Origin of the sequence: Streptomyces sp. NPDC013157 (genome assembly GCF_042899865.1) — a bacterium.
GTDB lineage: Bacteria > Actinomycetota > Actinomycetes > Streptomycetales > Streptomycetaceae > Streptomyces.
On record NZ_JBIBAK010000007.1, the window covers coordinates 172779 to 192603 of the forward strand.

17 protein-coding genes and 1 pseudogene are annotated in these 19825 nt (G+C 72.0%); 12 read left to right on the forward strand and 6 right to left on the reverse strand.

All coding sequences use genetic code 11. The features are described 5' to 3' along the window. Positions 1-129: 129 nt before the first annotated feature. Complete coding sequence (locus ACFY6U_RS22180; protein WP_390040689.1) at positions 130-1650, reverse strand: MFS transporter; 1521 nt, start codon at positions 1648-1650, stop codon at positions 130-132. A 97-nt stretch (positions 1651-1747) separates the two neighbouring features. Here ACFY6U_RS22180 and ACFY6U_RS22185 point away from each other — a divergent pair, with 97 nt between their 5' ends. Next, positions 1748-2323 carry a TetR/AcrR family transcriptional regulator gene (locus ACFY6U_RS22185; protein WP_390040691.1) on the forward strand — a complete coding sequence of 192 codons (576 nt, stop codon included), beginning with the start codon at positions 1748-1750 and terminating at the stop codon, positions 2321-2323. Positions 2324-2357: 34 nt separating this feature from the next. Here ACFY6U_RS22185 and ACFY6U_RS22190 read toward each other — a convergent pair whose 3' ends face one another. Both ACFY6U_RS22190 and ACFY6U_RS22195 read right to left on the reverse strand, forming a co-directional pair. Next, a complete protein-coding gene (locus ACFY6U_RS22190; RefSeq protein ID WP_390040693.1) occupies positions 2358-2945 on the reverse strand; it encodes a hypothetical protein in 588 nt (195 codons plus the stop codon). Positions 2946-3039: 94 nt separating this feature from the next. After that, the gene (locus ACFY6U_RS22195) at positions 3040-4338 is read right to left on the reverse strand and encodes a PucR family transcriptional regulator (protein WP_390040695.1); all 1299 of its coding nucleotides are present in this window, start codon (positions 4336-4338) and stop codon (positions 3040-3042) included. Between the two features lie 142 nt (positions 4339-4480). Here ACFY6U_RS22195 and ACFY6U_RS22200 point away from each other — a divergent pair, with 142 nt between their 5' ends. Both ACFY6U_RS22200 and pruA read left to right on the forward strand, forming a co-directional pair. Further along, positions 4481-5407, forward strand: a complete 927-nt coding sequence (locus ACFY6U_RS22200) for a proline dehydrogenase family protein (protein ID WP_390040697.1) — start codon at positions 4481-4483, stop codon at positions 5405-5407. 182 nt (positions 5408-5589) lie between these two features. Continuing rightward, positions 5590-7221 carry an L-glutamate gamma-semialdehyde dehydrogenase gene (gene pruA / locus ACFY6U_RS22205; RefSeq protein ID WP_390040699.1) on the forward strand — a complete coding sequence of 544 codons (1632 nt, stop codon included), beginning with the start codon at positions 5590-5592 and terminating at the stop codon, positions 7219-7221. Positions 7222-7298: 77 nt separating this feature from the next. Here the strand turns inward: pruA and ACFY6U_RS22210 are convergent, their stop codons facing one another. Then, positions 7299-8147 (reverse strand): helix-turn-helix transcriptional regulator, encoded by an 849-nt coding sequence (locus ACFY6U_RS22210; protein ID WP_390040701.1) that lies wholly within the window; start codon positions 8145-8147, stop codon positions 7299-7301. 86 nt (positions 8148-8233) lie between these two features. Between ACFY6U_RS22210 and ACFY6U_RS22215 the strand changes: the two genes are divergently transcribed. The 3 genes from ACFY6U_RS22215 to ACFY6U_RS22225 all read left to right on the forward strand — a co-directional run bounded on the left by ACFY6U_RS22215 (position 8234) and on the right by ACFY6U_RS22225 (position 9902). After that, entirely contained in the window at positions 8234-8929 is a 696-nt protein-coding gene (locus ACFY6U_RS22215; RefSeq protein ID WP_390040703.1) for an SDR family NAD(P)-dependent oxidoreductase, read from the forward strand. A gap of 20 nt (positions 8930-8949) precedes the next feature. Further along, on the forward strand, positions 8950-9495 hold the full coding sequence (locus ACFY6U_RS22220; RefSeq protein WP_390040705.1) for a GNAT family N-acetyltransferase: 546 nt from the start codon (positions 8950-8952) through the stop codon (positions 9493-9495). A gap of 275 nt (positions 9496-9770) precedes the next feature. Beyond that, entirely contained in the window at positions 9771-9902 is a 132-nt protein-coding gene (locus ACFY6U_RS22225) for a hypothetical protein (RefSeq protein WP_294004210.1), read from the forward strand. Between the two features lie 123 nt (positions 9903-10025). On the opposite strand, the gene ACFY6U_RS22230 is transcribed toward ACFY6U_RS22225, so the two are convergent. Continuing rightward, complete coding sequence (locus ACFY6U_RS22230; RefSeq protein ID WP_390040707.1) at positions 10026-11597, reverse strand: purple acid phosphatase family protein; 1572 nt, start codon at positions 11595-11597, stop codon at positions 10026-10028. A 132-nt stretch (positions 11598-11729) separates the two neighbouring features. On the opposite strand from ACFY6U_RS22230, the gene ACFY6U_RS22235 reads away from it, so the two are divergent. The 4 genes from ACFY6U_RS22235 to ACFY6U_RS22250 all read left to right on the forward strand — a co-directional run bounded on the left by ACFY6U_RS22235 (position 11730) and on the right by ACFY6U_RS22250 (position 16613). Next, positions 11730-12773 (forward strand): 3-isopropylmalate dehydrogenase, encoded by a 1044-nt coding sequence (locus ACFY6U_RS22235; RefSeq protein WP_390040709.1) that lies wholly within the window; start codon positions 11730-11732, stop codon positions 12771-12773. Positions 12774-13048: 275 nt separating this feature from the next. Further along, positions 13049-14137 carry a branched-chain amino acid aminotransferase gene (locus ACFY6U_RS22240; RefSeq protein WP_351497687.1) on the forward strand — a complete coding sequence of 363 codons (1089 nt, stop codon included), beginning with the start codon at positions 13049-13051 and terminating at the stop codon, positions 14135-14137. Between the two features lie 81 nt (positions 14138-14218). Then, positions 14219-15292, forward strand: coding sequence for a hypothetical protein (locus tag ACFY6U_RS22245; protein WP_351497689.1), 1074 nt, complete (start codon positions 14219-14221; stop codon positions 15290-15292). A 19-nt stretch (positions 15293-15311) separates the two neighbouring features. Next, positions 15312-16613, forward strand: a complete 1302-nt coding sequence (locus ACFY6U_RS22250; protein ID WP_351497691.1) for a lysine 2,3-aminomutase — start codon at positions 15312-15314, stop codon at positions 16611-16613. A gap of 59 nt (positions 16614-16672) precedes the next feature. Here ACFY6U_RS22250 and ACFY6U_RS22255 read toward each other — a convergent pair. Next, positions 16673-17210: pseudogene (locus tag ACFY6U_RS22255) on the reverse strand (cytosine permease); the annotation flags it as partial. Between the two features lie 195 nt (positions 17211-17405). On the opposite strand from ACFY6U_RS22255, the gene ureA reads away from it, so the two are divergent. Both ureA and ACFY6U_RS22265 read left to right on the forward strand, forming a co-directional pair. Further along, the gene (gene ureA / locus ACFY6U_RS22260; protein WP_390040712.1) at positions 17406-18107 is read left to right on the forward strand and encodes an urease subunit gamma; all 702 of its coding nucleotides are present in this window, start codon (positions 17406-17408) and stop codon (positions 18105-18107) included. Beyond that, a complete protein-coding gene (locus tag ACFY6U_RS22265) occupies positions 18104-19816 on the forward strand; it encodes an urease subunit alpha (RefSeq protein ID WP_390040714.1) in 1713 nt (570 codons plus the stop codon). Before ureA ends, ACFY6U_RS22265 begins: the two co-directional genes overlap by 4 nt. Positions 19817-19825: the final 9 nt, after the last annotated feature.

A 19825-nucleotide genomic window follows, 5' to 3' on the forward strand; every position in this document is an offset into this window, starting at 1 on the left:
GGGGGGCGCGGGGTGCTTCGGCCTGGGGCGCCCCCGCGGGGCGGGGCGGCAACCCCCTGCAAACCCCCCGTTCCCGCGCGGGGGGCGCGCCCCCCCCACCCCCCCCCCCCCCGCCGTTCGCATGTCCTGCTACTCACCGAGCTTCCGCAGCGTCACCCCCGCCCCCACCGCGGCCAGCGTCAGCAGCACCGCCCCCGCGATCGCCGCTCCGTGCATCCCGCTGGTGAACGCCTCCCGTGCGGTCCGGGTCAGGGCCTCTCCCGCGGGCCCCGGCAGCCGGCTCGCCGTGGCCAGTGCGCCGCCCAGCGTCTCGCGGGCCCCGGCCGGGGCCGTGGCCGGCATCTCGTGGCGGTAGACCGCGGTGCCGATCGAGCCCAGCACCGCCATACCGAGCGCACCGCCGAACTCCGAAGCCGTCTCAAGGAGCGAGGACGCCGTCCCGGCCCGTTCCACCGGCGCGGCGGTCATCGCGAGGTCGGTCAGCTGGGACATGATCGCGACCATCCCGCAGGCCAGGACGCCGGCGCCGGCCAGCACCAGCCACAGCGAGTCGGTGCCGATGAGGGCGAGCAGCACGAACCCGGCCGCCATGGCCGCGAAGCCGCCGGCGACGACGTACCCCCGGTCGGCGCCCCGCTGCACCAGCTGTGCCGTGAGCGGCCCCGCGGCCCCGATGAACACCGAGGGCAGCAGGCTCCACAGCGCCGCCGCGAGCGGGCTCATCCCGAGGACCGACTGGAGGTACTGGGTGGTGAAGATCGCCGACCCCATCATGGCGAGCGAGGCGACCAGGTTCAGGACCAGTGCCGGGGAGAAGCCCCGGCCCTTCAGCAGGGCCGGCGGGATCAGCGGGGAGCCGGTGGTGCGCTGGCGGTGGACGAAGAGGGCGGCGAAGAGCAGGCCGACGGTGACAGAGACGACGTAGAGCGGGTGCCAGCCCTCGGAGGGGATCTCCTTGACGCCGTAGATCACAGGGAGCACGGCGGCCATCGAGAGCGGGACGCTCAGCCAGTCGAAGCGGCCGGGGGAGGGGTTGCGGGACTCCGGGAGCAGGAACGGGCCGATGAGCAGCAGCAGGGCCATCGCCGGGAGGTTGACCAGGAAGACCGAGCCCCACCAGAAGTGCTCGACGAGGATCCCGCTCATCACCGAGCCGAGGGCGATCCCGCCCGTCATCACCCCGGACCACAGGCCGATCGCCTTCGCGCGCTGGCCAGGGTCGGTGAACATCGTGCGCAGCAGCGCCATCGTCGACGGCATCAGGGTCGCGCCGCCGATGCCGAGGACCGCGCGGGCGGCGATGAGGGTCCCGGCGCTGTCCGCGTACGCGGCGAGCAGCGAGGCGCCGCCGAAGGCCGCGGCGCCGAACAGCAGCAGGCGCCGGCGGCCGATGCGGTCGCCCAGCGCGCCCATGGTCATCAGCAGACCGGCCAGGACGAAGCCGTAGATGTCGAGGATCCACAGCTGCTGGGTACCGCTCGGCGCGAGGTCCGCGCCGATCGCCGGGAGGGCGAAGTAGAGGACCGAGACGTCCATCGAGACCAGGAGCAGCGGAAGCATCAGCACGCCCAGCGCCGTCCATTCGCGGCGCCCCGCCAGGGCGTTGGTGCTCGGTGGAGTGGTTGCGTTCGTGCCCGTCGGGTTCGTCATGCCAAGGAATGTACGGGCGTCTTAAACGCTTGTCTAGAACGCTTGTATAATTCATGTGTCTAGGACGTGTGTATGGATCCCGGGTAGGGTGGTCCGCATGGGACACCGTGAGGATCTGCTGGAAGGCGCCAAGCGCTGCCTGCTCGAGAAGGGGTTCGCGCGGACGACGGCGCGCGACATCGTCCGGGAGTCGGGGACCAACCTCGCCTCGATCGGCTACCACTACGGCTCCAAGGACGCGCTGCTCGCGCAGGCCTACATCGCTCTGGTGGAGGAGATGTCCTTCGAGGGCGGCGACGGGGGGCTGACCGGAGCGCCCGGCTCCCTCGAGCGGTTCCGGGAGGTGTGGTCGAACATCGTCGACAGCATGCGCGGGCCCGGCTCCATGTGGCGGCTCAGCGTGGAGATCGTGACGATGGGCGATCAGATGCCGGAGGTGCGCGACCAGTTGGCGCGCGCCCAGCGCGAGGGCGGCCGCGGGCTGACCTCGCTGCTGATGGGCGTACCGGAGGAGGAGGTCTCCGACGAGACCGCCGACACCCTGGGCCGCTTCTACATGACCCTGATGTCCGGCCTCATCTCGCAGTGGACCTTCGACCCGAAGACCGCCCCCGACGGCGACGCGCTCGCCGCGGGGCTGCGCCAGATCGTCGAGGCCGCGAACCGGAGTTGACACGCCCGAGGAGTCGGCCCCCGCGCGGCGCCGGTCAGCCGAGCGAGTACGTGATCACGGCACGGGCCGGGAACCGGAGCGCGTCGCCGTACAGCGGCGAGCGCTCGACGGTGACCCGGACGCCGTCCTCGGGGTGGTAGTACCAGACGGGGCTCCGCAGTGCGGCTCCGCACAGGCCGTCCGGGAGCTTGTACGGCTCGCCGGCCACGCCGACGCTGCCGTGCCGTTCGTCGAACAGGTCCGCGCCCGACGGCACGATGCCCGCGCCGCGCAGGTAGTCCGGGAGCAGGCCGCTGCGGAAGGACAGGGCGGCCCTGCCGTTCCGGGTGAAGTAGTGGACGTCGGCGGCGTCGGAGGGGATCGGCGTGCCGTGGACGAGGATCCGGTCCGGCAGCCGCTGCTCGCTTCCCGCGCAGGCCCGTTCGTCGCCGAGCGGGTGGGGCAGGTCGTCCCGGAACAGCCAGACGGCCCCCGCGGCGCACCCTGCGAGGGCGAGCGCCCCGATGCCCAGCGCGGCCGCCCGGCGGCCCGGCCCGAGCTGTCTGCGCGCCCCGCTCTCCTCGGTCGCCGCCGACGGTTCGGCCGCCTCGCCCTGCCGTATGTCCGGACCCGAATCACCCATGTCCGCCCCCGCCGACATCTTTGATGTGAACACGCATGTGACCACGCGGAGCATACGCCGACCGGCATCCGCACACGGCACCGAAAGGCGCACCTCAGGCGAGCCGGGCCCCCTTCAACACCATGTGCAGCAGCAGGCGGTCCTCGCCGTCGTCCAGGTCGAGACCGGTGAGCTGTTCGACGCGGGAGAGGCGGTAGTACAGGGTCTGCCGGTGGATGCCGAGCGCGGTGGCCGTGCGGCCCGCCTGGCCCGCGTGGTCGAGGTAGACCTCGGCGGTGCGGGCGAGTTCGCGGTGGGCCGGGGCGAGGAGCGGGGCCGCGGCCGGGTCCTGCGGGGCCTGCGGCGGCAGCGCGGTCAGCAGGCGGTACGGGCCGATGTCCGCCCACTGCGCGACCGGCCCGAACCGCGGCTCGGCCAGCGCGGCCCGGGCCGCGGCCGACGCCTCCTGCCAGACCGCGCCCAGCTCGGCCAGCCCGGTCCGGGCCCCGCCCACCCCGGCGGCGCAGCCCTGCGCCGCCGGGACCGGTCCCGCGAGTCCCGCGGCGACGGCCGCCGCCGTCCGTGCCCCGGCCCCGCGTGCCGCCGCCGACCGGGCCTCCTCCGCGTCCTTGAGCAGTCGGGCGGCGGCGGTCAGGGCGGGCGTGGCCGTGTCCGTGCTGCGCAGCCGGACCAGTACGGCGAGGCTGTGGCCCGTTGCCCCCCAGGGCAGGGCGCACAGCGCGGTGGCGTGCGGGACCGTGCGCGGGGACGGGGCGTCGTCCGGGTCCGCGGACGGCCAGGGGGCGACACAGACCAGGGTGTGCGGGGCATCCGCGCGGGTGCCCAGGGCCGTGCGGAGTTCGGCCACTGCCATGTCCCGCTGCCAGCCGCCCGCCGCGACCAGCACCGCCCGCAGTTCCCGGCCGAGACCCGCCCCCGCCTGCGCCTCGTCCGCGAGCAGCGCCCCGATCCGCCCGGCCACCCCCATGGCGGCGGCCAGCTGGGCGTCCGTCGGACCCGGATCGGAGTCGAGCAGCCACACATAGCCGAGGACGACACCCCGATGGCGTACCGGCAGGCAGATCCGCCCCCGGTAGACGCCGGCCTCCGGGGTCGGCGGGATCCGGACCGGTCCGGTCGCCCGGGTGATGCCGAAGCCCTCGAACCAGGTACGGACCGCCGCCGTCGAACGCCGGGTCAGGATCGAGCGGGTGCGCACCGGGTCCAGCGCCGACGGGTCGAGGTCGCCCTCACTGTCGTACGCCCCGAAGGCGATCAGCTCGAAGTCGCGGTTCTCCAGGGTCGCCGGGACGCCCAGCAGCTCCGAGATCTCGTCGACCAGCTCCTGGTAGTCACCCTTGAATTCCGACGTCACCCGGGCATTCTCCCGCAATTCCCGACCGCCTTCATACATCTGTCTGAGATCCGTGGCACGGATGCGTGACAGCTGTCGATGGCTCACGATCGGAGGGATCCTTAACTTTCACGGTGGTTCCCCGTGCCGTATCCAAATCGTCGGATCGCGGCCTGTCTGGCATGTGTTGTGGAGGTGCCCCGTGCTGGGTCCCGTGATTCTCGCCGCCTCGCGCAGCGACCGGATGCGACGTCTGATCTCGGCGGCCCCGGTGACGAAGCAGGTCGTCGACCGCTTCATCCCCGGTGAGTCGGTCGCCGACATCGTCCCGATCATCGAGGAGCTCACGGGCCGCGGCCTGGAGCTGACGATGGACGTCGTCGGCGAGGACATCACGACCCCCGAGCAGGCCACCGCGGCCCGGGACGCCTACCTCGAGCTCGTCGAGCGGCTGAAGGACCTCGGCCTCGGCGAGCGCGTCGAGATGTCGGTCAAGCTGTCCATGTTCGGCCAGGCCCTCCCCGGCGGCCACGAGCTGGCCCTCGCCAACGTCCGCCCGGTCGTCGAGGCCGCCGCGGCCATCGGTACCACCGTCACCCTCGACGCCGAGGACCACACCACCCTCGACTCGATGTTCACCATCCACGACGAGCTGCGGAAGGACTTCCCGCAGACCGGCTGCGTCATCCAGGCCTACCTCTTCCGCACCGAGGCCGACGCCCGCCGCCTCGCCGCCGCCGGCAGCCGTGTCCGCCTGGTCAAGGGCGCCTACAAGGAGCCCGCCGAGGTCGCCTACCAGCAGAAGCACGAGATCGACAAGGCGTACGTGCGGGTCCTGCGGACTCTGATGGAGGGCGAGGGGTACCCGATGGTGGGCTCCCACGACCCGCGCCTGATCTCCATCGCCCAGGAACTCGCCCGGCGCGCCGGGCGCAAGCCCGACGAGTACGAGTTCCAGATGCTGTACGGCATCCGGAGCGACGAGCACCTGCGGCTGGCCGCCGAGGGCCACCGGATGCGCGTCTACACCGCCTACGGCACCGACTGGTACGGCTACTTCATGCGCAGGCTCGCGGAGAAGCCGGCGAACCTGCGCTTCTTCCTGCGGAGCATGATCACTCATGACTGACGCGACAGACCTGTGCCGCGGCTTCGGCCGGGGGTCCGGGGGTTGTCCCCCGGGAAGGCGCAGTATGCGCCGGCTCGCGGAGAAGCCGGCGAACCTGCGCTTCTTCCTCCGCTCGACGGTCAGCAAGGGCTGAGCCCCGACAAGCCTCAACACCCGCTCACGTACAAGGAGTTACGGATCCCATGGACGCTGTGACCCAGGTCCCCACCCCCGTCAACGAGCCGGTGCACGGCTATGCCCCCGGCTCCGCCGAGCGCACCCGCCTGGAGGCCAAGCTCAAGGAGCTGGCCGAGAACCCGATCGAGCTGTCGATGACCATCGGCGGCGAGAAGCGGCTCGGCGGCGGCGAGCCCTTCCAGGTCGTGCAGCCGCACAACCACAAGGCCGTCATCGGCACCGGCCGGCACGCCACCCAGCAGGACGCCCGGGACGCCATCGACGCGGCCCTCGCCGCCGCGCCCGCCTGGCGCGCGATGTCCTTCGACGACCGCGCCGCCATCATCCTGCGCGCCGCCGAACTGCTCGCCGGCCCCTGGCGCGAGACGATCGCCGCCTCCACCATGCTCGGCCAGTCCAAGACCGCCCAGCAGGCCGAGATCGACTCGCCCTGCGAGCTGGTCGACTTCTGGCGGTTCAACGTCCACTACGCCCGCCAGATCCTGGCCGAGCAGCCCCCGGCCAACTCGCCGGGCGTCTGGAACCGCCTCGACCACCGCCCGCTGGAGGGCTTCGTCTACGCGATCACGCCGTTCAACTTCAGCGCGATCGCCGGCAACCTGCCGACCGCCCCGGCTCTCATGGGCAACGTGGTCGTGTGGAAGCCGTCCCCGACCCAGACCCACGCCGCGGTGCTGCTGATGCAGCTGCTGGAGGAGGCCGGTCTCCCGAAGGGCGTCATCAACCTCGTCACCGGCGACGGCATCGAGGTGTCCAAGGTCGCCCTCGAGCACCGCGACCTGGCCGGAATCCACTTCACCGGCTCCACCAAGACCTTCCAGTACCTGTGGAAGACGGTCGGCAACAACATCGAGAAGTACCGCTCGTACCCGCGTCTGGTCGGCGAGACCGGCGGCAAGGACTTCCTCGTCGCCCACCCGAGCGCCGACCGGGCCGTCCTCAAGACGGCGCTCACCCGCGGTGCCTTCGAGTACCAGGGCCAGAAGTGCTCGGCGACCTCCCGCGCCTACATCCCCGCGTCCATCTGGAACGACGGTTTCCGTGAGGAGTTCGCCGCCGAGGTCGACTACCTGACCATGGGCGACGTCACCGACCTGTCGAACTTCATCGGCGCCGTCATCGACGACCGCGCGTTCGCCAAGAACAAGGCCGCGATCGACCGCGCGAAGACCGACCCGTCCTGCGAGATCGTCGCGGGCGGCTCCTACGACGACTCGGTCGGCTGGTTCGTCCGCCCGACGGTCGTGGTGTGCAGCGACCCGGAGAACGAGGTCTTCCGCACCGAGTACTTCGGTCCGTTCCTCGCCGTGCACGTCTACGAGGACGACCAGTACGACGAGATGCTGACCCAGATGGAGTCGGTGTCGGACTACGCGCTCACCGGCTCGGTCATCTCGAACGACCGCGCGGCGGCGGCTTACACGATGGAGAAGCTGCGCTACGCGGCCGGCAACTTCTACATCAACGACAAGTCGACCGGCGCCGTCGTCGGCCAGCAGCCCTTCGGCGGCGGCCGTGCCTCCGGCACCAACGACAAGGCCGGCGCCCCGCAGAACCTGCTGCGCTGGACGCTGACCCGTGCGATCAAGGAGACGCTGGTCGCGCCGACCGACTACGCGTACCCGCACATGGGCTGACCCCCAGCCCCCCGAGCACGGGCCGGGAAGCCTGACCCACGAGCAGGCTTCCCGGCCCGTTCCCATACCCCGTCCGGCTACAGCAGCGTGCGCAGCCGGGCCGCCCCCTCGGTGTCCGGCGCCGCCGAGAGGATGACGATCTTCAGCTCCGAGTCGCCGTCCGTCAGGACGTCGCAGTCCACCTCCACCGGACCCACCCCCGGATGCTCGACCGTCTTGCGGTCCGTGCGGTGGGCGGCGACCGTGCCGCTCGCCCAGAGCCGGGCGAACCGCTCGTTGCCCTCGGCCAGTTCGCGCACCAGATCGGCCAGGCGGGCGTCGTGCGGGAAGCGGCCGGTGGCGCGGCGTAGGTCGGCCACGATCGCGAGGTCGGAGCCGTCGGCGTCCGCCACGCGTACCGCCCAGGACGAGAGGCGGGCCTCCTCGGCGCCGACCGGGAACCGCTCGCGGGCGAGGTTGCGCAGCTCGTGCGGGGTGGCCTCCGGATCGCCGAGCAGCGCGGCCCAGCCGGGGTTCCACCACAGCAGCTGCCAGTGCGCGGTGAACACGCCGACCGCCACACCGCCCAGCCGGTCCAGCACGCGGAGCACACCCGGCGGGAGGTGATCGGGGACCGGGCCGCCGTCCGGCGGGACCAGCCCGGCCATCCGGTAGAGGTGTTCGCGCTCGGCGGCCGTCAGCCGCAGGGCACGGCACAGGGCGGCGACCACCTGCCCGGACGGCGCCGTGGCCCGGCCCTGCTCCAGCCGTACGACGTAGTCGACCGACACCCCGGCCAGCTCGGCCAGTTCCTCGCGGCGCAGCCCGGTCGCCCGGCGGGCGCGGCCGGTCGCGGGCACTCCCATGGACGCCGGTGACAGCCGCTCCCGCCAGGCACGGATCGTCGGGCCCAGACCGGCCGCCTCTTTCCTCGCCATGCACTCCATCCTGCCTCGTCCGCGATCCTGGTACCGCCGTTCCTACGGTCGAAGCGTCTCTGGCAGCGGCCCCGCGCCGGGCCGACCATCGATCCATGACCATCACCTTCATCACCGGGGCCAACAAGGGCCTCGGCCGCGAGACCGCCTGCCGCCTCGTCGGACTCGGCCACACCGTGCTCGTCGGCGCCCGCGACCCCGAGCAGGGCGCGGCGGCCGCCGAGGCGCTCGGCGCGCGGTTCGTCCGGATCGACGTCACCGACGACGCCTCGGTCGCCGCCGCGGCCGCCGACGTCGCCGCCCACGAGGGCCGGATCGACGTACTGATCAACAACGCCGGCATCTCCGGCCCGCACGGCGACCCGGCGGAGCTGACCGGCGCGGACGCCCTCGGCGTCTTCGACGTCAACGTCTTCGGCGTCATCCGCACGACCACCGCCTTCCTCCCGCTCCTGCGCCGCTCGCCGGACCCGGTCGTCGTCAACGTCAGCAGCGGGATGGGGTCGTTCGCGGTCACGCACGACCCGGCACGCGTCGAGTCCTCCGTCGTCTCGCCCCTCTACACCGCCTCCAAGTCGGCCCTGACCATGCTCACCACCCAGTACGCGAAGGCCCTCAAGGACATCCGCGTCAACGCCGTCGACCCGGGCTACACGGCGACCGACCTCAACGCCCACAGCGGTCCGCAGACCGTCACCGAGGGCACCGACGCGATCGTCCGCCTCGCCACCGAGCCGTCCGACGCCGGAACGGGCCGCTTCGTCGACCGCAACGGCCCCGTCGCCTGGTAGTCCCGTACGACACTGGGGCCATGTCTCTCCCGTCGCTCCGCATCGCCCACACCGCCGACCTCGACCCGGCCGACCTGCGCGCCGCCCGCGCCCTTCTCCACGAGGCGTTCGGCGGGGACTTCGGCGACAGCGACTGGGAGCACGGCCTGGGCGGCCTGCACGCGCTCGTCCACGACGAGGCCGGGCTCGCCGCCCACGGCTCGGTCGTCATGCGCCGCGCCCGGCACCGGGACCGCTGGCTGCGCGTCGGCTACGTCGAGGCGGTGGGCGTACGGCCCGACGCCCGGCGCCGAGGGCACGGCGGGCGGGTGATGGGGGCGCTGGAACGGATCGTCGAGCGGGCGTACGACCTCGGCGCGCTCGGCGCGAGCGACGACGGCGCCCGGCTGTACACGGTCCGGGGCTGGCAGCGCTGGCCCGGCCGGATCTGCGCCCTGTCCCCGGACCGGGGGATCGTGCGGCTCGCGGCGGAGGAGGGGGACGTGTTCGTGCGGCCCGCCCTTGCCGGTGCCCTCGACCCCGCCCACGAGCTGATCTTCGACTGGCGCGACGGAGACGTCATGTAACCCGTTCGCCCCAACCGCCCCAACCGTCAAAACCTCAGCTCACAGGCGGGTGACCGGCCTCGCCGTCTCAGATAGTAGGAAGTCCGAGTAATTGTGCAGACAGAAGCGGGCCGCTCCCTTACTTTTGTAGGAGCCGAACGTCTCGCTCGATCAAGCGAATGGCGGTCGTGAGCCGGGCCCCGTGCAGGCAACCCCTGCGGCACCGCTCCCCGCCCCTTCCGGCGTCTCGTATCCCCCCTTGCCGTACTCCACGTATGTCGAAGGAGTCGATTCCCATGGCCGAGACGACCGTCCGCCGCCGAGTCCGCCACGTGTCCCGCACGAGCGACTCGGACCGCAAGAACGCCGCCGCCGCTCTGCAGCGCGCCCTCGACCGCCGCGACAACGGCGGCGAGACCGGCCACTGACCCGTTGACGAGCCGTTGACGCACCGTAGGTAACACGTGTAACAACCCCTCAACGGGAGCCGCATCCGCACGGGGTGCGGCGCGGCCGGGACAGCCGCGCCGTACTCCGGGGAACTCCGGGGATCAGCCGCCCCGGCGTACCTCGAAGTGGTCGATCCGCGCACCGCTCTGCGCCAGCGCCGACACCTTCAGCCTCGGGGCCGTACCCGCCTCCGCCTCGACCCTGAGGAAGGAGTAGCCGGTGTACCGCACCCGCGACCACTCCACCGTCTCCGCGACGTTGTGCTGCCCCTTGGCCCAGTGGAAGCTGTCCACCGCGTCGTGCCGGGTGACGTGCCCCTCGTAGCTGTCCTTGACCCCGGACGGGAACGCGTACAGATTCCGCCCGCCGCCGCCCGCCGTGACGTACACGATCCCGTCCCGCGTCGGGTCGGTCGAGCCGCCGACCGGGACCGCGCGGCCGGCCCCGCCGCCCTTGACCGCGTCGGTGCGCTCGTAGACGTGGTTGTGCCCGTTGATCACCAGGTCCACCTGGTACCTGGTGAAGAGCGGCAGCCAGACCGCCCGGATCCCGCCGTCGGAGGCGTGCGAGGACGTCGAGTACGCGCAGTGGTGGAAGAAGACGACGACGAAGTCCACGCCGCGCGCCGCCCGCAGCTCCTTCAGCTTCCGCTCCAGCCACTTCGTCTGCCGGCCGCCGCTGTAGCCGAGGTTGGCGGGGATCTCGTACGACACGTCGTTCGCGTCCAGGGCCACGAAGCCGACGTTGCCGTAGGTGAACGCGTACACGCCCGGTGAGCCGTGCGGGTCGAAGCCGTTGTCCGGGAGGGCGAAGCGGGCGTACTGGCCGCCGTAGCCGTCGGGGGAGTACCAGGCCTCCATGTCGTGGTTGCCGGTCGTCACCATCCACGGCACCGACCGCGCCACCGGGTCGTTCTGCTGCAGGAACCGGTCCCACTCCCGGGCGTCGTAGCCGTCCGAGGTCCTCCCGGCGCCGTTGCCGTCCGCGTAGCAGATGTCGCCCGCGTGCAGGTGGAAGGCGGGGTTCTGCTTGAGCAGCGCGTTGTCGCTCGCCTTTCCGGCCTGGCTGACGCCCTGGTCGCCGAAGGCCGTGAACACGAACCGCTCCGGGCTCGCGGGCGCGGTGCGGAAGGGGGTGATGGCGGCGCGGTGGGCGGGGGCGGCCGGGTCCCAGCCGTCGTGTCCGACGCCGTAGTAGTACGTGGTCCCGGGGGTGAGGCCGGTCAGGGCCGCGTGGACGTAGTACTGCTCGACCACCGGGCGCACCCCCTGCACCCCGGGCGTGTGCAGGTGCCGGATCTCCGCGGCGACGCGCGTGCCCAGCTGGTCCGGGCGCGTCCCGATCCGCACGAACGGCTTCCTCACCGCGGACGGGACCTGCCAGGAGATCCGCATCTGCGTCCGCGGGTCGGCGCCGAAGGCGAGATGCCGGCCGAACGGCACGACCGCCGCACCGTGGACCGCGGAGGTCGCCGGAGCCGGGTTCGCCGACTTCGCGGACGTCTTCGCGCAGCCCGTGACCAGTGCGCCGCCCGCCATCGCGCCCGCCGTCACCAGGGTGCGGCGGCTCACCAGCCGGGCGCGCAGATACTCGTACTGCTCGGCCATGCTCATCCGGGCGGCGAGCCGCGGCGGGATGCCGAAGTCAGGGATGTCCGTGCCGGGGAGGTCCATGTCGGAAACATGCCCAGCACAGGCCAACACCGGCCACACGTACGGGTGAACGCCAGTCGACGGAACGACCCGCCGTGTCCGCATGCCGGACGCTCCATGTCATCCCATGGGACGAGGAGTAGGGTGCCGGGCATGTCTCGCAGCATCGATCTCGCAGTGATCCCCGGTGACGGCATCGGGCAGGAAGTCGTGGCCGAAGGCCTCAAGGTCCTCTCCGCCGTCCTCCCCGGGGACGTGAAGCTGGAGACCAAGGAGTACGACTTCGGCGCCAAGCGTTACCACGCCACCGGTGAGACTCTCACCGAAGCCGACCTCGACGCGCTGAAGCAGCACGACGCCATCCTGCTGGGCGCCATCGGCGACCCGAGCGTGCCCTCCGGCGTCCTGGAGCGCGGCTTCCTGCTGAAGCTCCGCTTCGCCTTCGACCACCACGTCAACCTGCGTCCGTCGAAGCTGCTCCCGGGTGTCGCCACCCCGCTGGCCGGCGAGCCGCAGATCGACTTCGTCGTGGTCCGCGAGGGGACCGAGGGCCCGTACACCGGCAACGGCGGCACCATCCGCAAGGGCACCGAGCACGAGGTCGCCACCGAGGTGTCCGTCAACACGGCCTTCGGCGTCGAGCGCGTCGTCCGGGACGCCTTCGCCCGCGCCCAGGCCCGCCCCCGCAAGAAGCTCACGCTGGTCCACAAGAACAACGTGCTGACCTTCGCCGGGCACCTGTGGACGAACATCTTCAACAAGGTGGCCGCGGAGTTCCCCGAGGTCACCACGGACTACATCCACGTCGACGCGGCGACGATCTACCTCGTCACCGACCCCGGCCGCTTCGACGTCATCGTCACCGACAACCTCTTCGGTGACATCATCACCGACCTCGCCGCGGCCGTCTCCGGCGGCATCGGCGTCGCGGCGAGCGGGAACATCAACCCCGGTGGTGAGTTCCCGTCCATGTTCGAGCCGGTCCACGGTTCCGCGCCCGACATCGCCGGCCAGGGCAAGGCCGACCCCACCGCCACGGTCCTGTCCGTCGCCCTGCTCCTGCGCCACCTCGGCTACGACGCCGAGGCCGCCCGCGTCGAGGAAGCGGTCACCGCCGACCTCACCGAGCGCCAGGGCAAGCCCGCCCGCTCCACCTCGGAGATCGGCGACGCGCTCGCCGTACGAGTAGCCGGCTGACCCGCCGAGCTTCTCTGCAGATCTTCGAAGCCGCCGGGTCGCACAAGCGCTCGGCGGCTTCCCCATGCCTGCCGCCGGGTGCCACCATCAACCCCGGGTCCGCATTCACCCCGATTCCTTCCACCCCGGCCCCCGCGCGATAATCGAACGCGGAGCCGCGCCATGAGGGAATGCTCGGACGTCCTAGGACAGGGCACTCGCCCTGCTGTACGGGACACCGGCCGTACGGGTGTGAGCGCGGCCCATCACTACAACCGGTGAAGGACTAACCACTCATGACGACGCCCACGATCGAGCTCAAGCCGTCCGCACACCCGCTCGCCGCCGCCGAGCGCGAGGCGATCCTGGCCAGCCCCGGATTCGGCCGCCACTTCACCGACCACATGGTGACGATCAAGTGGACCGAGGGCCGCGGCTGGCACGACGGCCAGCTCGTCCCGTACGCGCCGATCCCCCTCGACCCGGCCACCAACGTCCTGCACTACGCCCAGGAGATCTTCGAGGGCCTGAAGGCCTACCGCCGCCCCGACGGCTCGGTGGCCACCTTCCGCCCCGACCAGAACGCCAAGCGCTTCCAGCGTTCCGCCCGCCGGCTCGCCATGCCCGAGCTGCCGGTGGAGACCTTCATCGAGGCCTGTGACCTGCTGGTCCAGCAGGACAAGGCGTGGGTCCCGGCGCACGGCGGCGAGGAGTCCCTCTACCTGCGCCCCTTCATGATCGCCACCGAGGTCGGCCTGGGCGTCAAGCCGGCCAACGAGTACCTCTTCCTGGTCATCGCCTCCCCGGCCGGTGCCTACTTCCCCGGCGGCGTGAAGCCGGTCTCCATCTGGGCCTCCGAGGACCGCGTCCGCGCCGTCCCCGGCGGCATGGGCGACGCCAAGACCGGCGGCAACTACGCGGCCTCCCTGCTCGCCCAGGCCGAGGCCGCCGCGCAGGGCTGCGACCAGGTCTGCTACCTCGACGCGGTCGAGCACAAGTGGGTCGAGGAGCTCGGCGGCATGAACCTGTACTTCGTGTACGGGAACAAGATCGTCACCCCGACCCTGACCGGCTCCATCCTCGAGGGCGTCACCCGCGACTCCCTCCTCACCGTCGCCCGCGACCTCGGCTACGAGTCCGAGGAGGCCCGGGTCTCCATCGAGCAGTGGCAGCGCGACTCCGAGAACGGCACCCTCACCGAGGTCTTCGCCTGCGGCACCGCCGCCGTGATCACCCCCGTCGGCACGGTCAAGCGCGCGAACGCCGAGTGGCAGCAGTCGGGCGGCGAGCCCGGCGAGGTCACGCTCCGGCTCCGGGAGGCCCTCCTCGACATCCAGCGCGGCAAGGCCGAGGACAAGCACGGCTGGATGCACCAGCTCGGCTGATCGATCTTCGGCTGGCCGTTCGACGCGTATCACCTCCCCCGTACGGGTATCTCCTGAGTCCACACGGGGGAGGGAGCGCGCGTGAGCGGACGGTCGCCGATGCCTCGGCTGCGCTGGCTGATGCGCACGTTACGCACACCGCGCCGCCCGCAGAGCCTCACCGTGCTCGCCCTGCTCACCGCCGTCGCGGGCGTGCTGCTGTGGCGCGCCTCGACGATGGACAACTACGGGCAGAACCTCGCCCTCAACCTCGGCACCGACATCGTCGGCGTGGTCGTCACCGTGTTCGTCATCGGCCCGCTGATATCCCGGGCCCAGGAGGGCAGGGTCCGCGAACACACCCGGCTGGACTACGAGTGGTTCGCCGCCCAGGTGTACGGCTCCACCTCCAACGTGAAGGTCCTGGACACCTTCTCCAACCTGTTCGGCCCGCAGTTCTCCGAGCGCCTGTTCCGGGGTGTCAGGTCCGCCACCGCGAGCGGCGCCCGGGTGCAGATCCTGCTCCTCGACCCCGACTCCCTCGCCGTCATCCTGCGCGGCCGCGAACTGGGCGAGCAGAGCGCCGACATCCGCCGCGACATCATGCGCAACCTGCGCACCCTGGACGGGTTCGCCCGCCGCCTCGACGCCGCCTCCCGGCAGCTCCTGGAGGTACGGCTGTGCTCCACCTCCCCCGGCGTCACCCTCTACCGCTGGGACGAGCGCTGCCTGGTCTCCTTCCTGACGGTCGGCCGGCTCTCCGGCGAGGGCGTCCAGCTGGAGGTCGCGGTCCGCTCCCCGCTGGGCACCTTCGTCGAACAGCGCTTCGACGAACTGTGGCAGCAGGGCAAGCCGATGGAACGCTTCACCCGCCTGCCCGTCACCCTGGTCGACGCCACGGACGGGCGACGCGAGTTCGTCTGCCACTTCGTCTTCCTCGACGACCGCCTGTACGTCGCCGCCCCCGACCTCGTCACCTACCTGGCCCGCCACCGCCTCGACCAACTCAGCGCCTACAGCGAAACGCTGACCGGGTCCGGCGCGCACGACGTCATCGTGGTGGACGACGAGAGCGAGCTGCACCGACGGCTCATCCAGCACTTCGGGGAGAAGTACGATGCGCAGGCGGCCGCCTTCGTGGAGTTGCGGCCGTCCACGGTCCTGGTCACGGAATGAACAGAGGGCCCCGCCACACATGAGCTCAGCGCACCACCCCCGTTTCCGCGCCTTTACGCCCCGTGACCTGGACGGTCTGCTCCGGCGGGTCTCCCTGACGGACGATCAGCGGCTGGCGCTGCGGGCGGTCTCCTCGGTCCTGCCCTTCCGTACGAACGCGTACGTCGTCGACGAGCTGATCGACTGGACGGCCGTACCCGAGGACCCGGTCTTCCGGCTGACCTTCCCGCAGTCCGGGATGCTGCCCGCACCCGACGTCCGCCGGATGGCCGACCTGCTGGGCCGGGACGCGCCGCGCGCCGAGATCCAGCGCGCCGCGCACGAGATCCGGATGCGGCTCAACCCGCACCCCTCCGGCCAGCTGGACGCCAACGTCCCCGTGCACGAGGGGCAGCGGCTGACCGGCCTCCAGCACAAGTACCCGGAGACGGTGCTGGTCTTCCCGCGCCAGGGCCAGACCTGCCACGCCTACTGCACCTACTGCTTCCGCTGGCCGCAGTTCGTCGGCGAGGCCGACCTGCGCATCGCGACGGACGACATCGCGGCCACCGACTCCTACCTGCGTGCCCACCCCGAGGTCGCCAGCATCCTGGTCACGGGCGGCGACCCCCTGGTGATGAGCACGGAGGTGCTGCGCCGGTACGTCGAGCCGTTGCTGCGGATCGACACCGTCCGCTCGATCCGCGTCGGCACCAAGTCCCTCGCCTTCTGGCCGTACCGCTTCACCACCGACCGCGACGCCGACGACCTGCTGCGGCTCTTCGAGGAGGTGGTGGCGAGCGGCCGGCACCTGGCGCTGATGGCCCACTTCACGCACCCGCAGGAGCTGCGGCCGCCCGTCGTACGGGAGGCGATGCGGCGGGTCCGTGACACCGGGGCCGTGATCCGCTGCCAGGGCCCGCTGGTGGCCGGGATCAACGACAGCGCGGACGCCTGGGCCGAGCTGTGGGAGGAGACGACCACGCTGGGGGCGGTGCCGTACTACCAGTTCGTGGAGCGGGACACCGGTCCCCAGGGCTACTTCGGCGTCCCGCTGGCCCGCGGCCACGCCATCTTCCGCGACGCCTACGCCCGCGTGTCGGGCCTCGCCCGTACGGTCCGCGGGCCGGTCATGTCGGCGATGCCGGGCAAGGTCTGCGTGGACGGCGTCGCCGAGGTCGCCGGTGAGCGGGTCTTCGTCCTCCACCTCATCCAGGCCCGCGACCCGGACCTGGTCGACCGGCCGTTCTTCGCCGCGTACGACGAGGGGGCCACGTGGTTCACGGACCTCAAGCCGGCGTTCGGGGCGAGCCGGTTCCTGCCGGGGCTCGAGCCGGGGTGACGGTCCTTCTGGGGGCTGCGCCCCCAGACCCCCCTTCGGCCTGAACGGCCTCGTCCTCGAACGCCGGACGGGCTGAGGGGTGGTGCTGTCCGGTCCTCGTCCTCGGAGGCCGGGCGGGACGGTTCGGCCGGGCGTGCGGGCAGCAGCAGATGGACCGTGCCGCCCACCAGCCCCGACAGCAGGAAGCTGCAGTCCACCCCGCCCGTCAGTGACAGCAGTGGGCCCTCGTACGACGGGAGGGAGACCGCCGGCAGGCCGATGCCCGCGCCCAGGGCCCAGGACACCGTGGCCCGGATGTTCCAGCCGGACCGGTACCAGTAGATCCCGCCCCGCGAGCGACGGTTGAAGACCTGGAGGGCGTCCGCGTCGTACACGCCCCGGCAGCGGGCGAAGCCGATCAGGGTGATGACCGCCCACGGGGTGCCGATGGCGGTGAGCAGGAGGACGAAGGACGTCATCGCGGACTGGGCGTTCCAGGCGATGGGGGTCCCCCCGGGCGCGAGCGAAGCCGAGCGTTTGGGGGAGGCTGGCGAAGACGCAGGCCGTGGCGACGATCGCGACCGTGCAGGTGGCGCGGGCGCGGGAGGCCCGGGCCATCCAGTCCGGGACCGTGTCGACTCCGCGCTGTTCTGTCGGCATGGCTGGTCTCCTTCGACGGCCGCCCACGAGTTAGAGCGACGTTCAATGTGAGTAGCCTGGTGGTCTGTGGCAACGGTTCCCTTCTCGCCATCCCGCGTTTAGAGTGTTGCTCTAAGTCGAGCGAGGTAAGAGGAAGCGAAGGAGGTGCCGGGCGTGCGACTGACCCCCACGGAACGTGACCGGCTGCTGCTCTTCGGAGCCGCCGAGCTGGCCCGTGCCCGCCGCGCGCGGGGCCTCAGGCTCAACGTGCCGGAGGCCACCGCGCTGATCGCGGACACCGTCTGCGAGGCCGCCCGGGACGGCCGGCGGCTCGCCGAGGCGATCGAGGCGGCCCGCTCCGTCCTCGGCCCGGCCGACGTGCTGCCCGGCGTCGCCGACATCGTCACCGAGGTGCACGTCGAGGCCGTCTTCGACGACGGGTCGAGGCTCGCGGTCGTCACCGACCCGATCGGGGGCGGGGGACTGGGGGAGGAGGGTCCGGGCGCGCTGTTGCCGGGGCCCGAGCACGCCGATCCGGAGGCGGTCGTCCGGCTGACCGTCACCAACACCGCGACCGTCCCCGTCTCCGTCACCTCGCACTTCCACTTCTTCGAGGCCAACCCGCGCCTCGACTTCGACCGCGCCGCCGCCTACGGGCTGCGGCTCGCCGTGCCGGCCGGGTCGTCCGTGCGGTTCGGGCCGGGGGAGGCGCTGGAGGTCGGTCTCGTGCCGATCGGCGGCGGCCGGGTCGCCGTCGGCTTCGCCGGACTCGTCGACGGGCCGCTGGACGCGCCCGGCGCCCGCGAGGAGGCGCTGCGCCGCGCCGCCGCCTGCGGATACCTGGGTGTACGAGAGGCAGAGGAGGCCGATCGATGAGCCGTCCCGGAGGACACCCCGCAGAAGCCCGCCGCCTCACCCCGCACGAGTACGCGGCCACCCACGGCCCCCGCGCCGGCGACCGCGTCCGCCTCGGGGACTCGGGGCTCGTGATCCGCGTCGAGGACGACTCCCAGCGCTACGGGGACGAGTTCCTGGCCGGTTTCGGCAAGACGGCCAGGGACGGGCTGCACCTCAAGGCCGCCGCCGTGCGCGAGACCTGCGACGTCGTGATCAGCAACGTCGTGGTCATCGACGCCGTGCTCGGGATCCGGAAGGTGTCCATCGGCATCCGCGAGGGGCGGATCCGCTCGATCGGGCGGGCCGGGAACCCGGACACCCTCGACGGGGTGGACGTCGTCGTCGGCACCGGCACCTCGATCGTGTCCGGCGAGAGGCTCATCGCCACCGCCGGGGCCGTCGACGCACACGTCCACCTGCTGTCGCCGCGCATCATGGAGGCCTCGCTGGCCTCCGGCGTGACCACGATCATCGGGCAGGAGTTCGGGCCGGTGTGGGGCGTCGGCGTCAACTCGCCCTGGGCGCTGAAGCACGCGTTCGGCGCCTTCGACGCCTGGCCGGTCAACATCGGCTTCCTCGGCCGGGGTTCGTCCTCGCACCGGGCCCCGCTGGTCGAGGCCCTCGCCGAGGGCGGCGCCTGCGGCTTCAAGGTGCACGAGGACATGGGCGCCCACACCCGGGCGCTGGACACGGCGTTGCGGGTCGCCGAGGAGCACGACGTCCAGGTCGCCCTGCACAGCGACGGGCTGAACGAGTGCCTGTCGGTCGAGGACACGCTCCGGGTCCTGGAGGGCCGCACCATCCACGCCTTCCACATCGAGGGCTGCGGCGGCGGACACGTGCCCAACGTGCTGAAGATGGCCGGCGTCCCCAACGTCATCGGCTCCTCCACCAACCCCACCCTGCCCTTCGGCCGGGACGCGGTCGCCGAGCACTACGGGATGATCGTCTCGGTCCACGACCTCAAGACCGACCTGCCCGGCGACGCCGCCATGGCCCGCGACCGCATCCGCGCCGGGACCATGGGCGCCGAGGACGTGCTGCACGACCTGGGCGCGATCGGTATCACCTCGTCCGACGCGCAGGGCATGGGCCGGGCCGGGGAGACCGTCCGCCGTACCTTCGCCATGGCCGGGAAGATGAAGGCCGAGCTCGGCGCCCCGGACGACGGTCACGACAACGAGCGCGTGCTCCGGTACATGGCCAAGCTGACCATCAACCCGGCCATCGCGCACGGGCTCTCGCACGAGGTCGGCTCGATCGAGGTCGGCAAGCTCGCCGACATCGTGCTGTGGAGCCCCGAGTACTTCGGAGCCAAGCCGCAGCTGGTGCTGAAGGCCGGCTTCCCGGCGTTCGGCGTCACCGGCGACCCGAACGCGGCCACCGACACCTGCGAACCCCTCGTCCTTGGCCCCCAGTTCGGGGCGCACGGCGCCACCCCCGCCGACATCTCCGTCGCGTTCGTGGCCCAGGCCGCCCTCGACCAGGGCCACGACACCATGCCCACCCGGCGCCGCCGGGTCGCCGTCCGCGGCACCCGCGGCATCGGCCCGGCCGACCTGCGGCGCAACTCCCGTACCGGAGCGGTCGACGTCGACCAGCGCACCGGCCTCGTCACCCTCGACGGCGAACCGCTGCGCTCGGAGCCCGCCGACTCCGTCTCCCTCAACCGCCTGTACTTCCTGTAAGGACCCCCA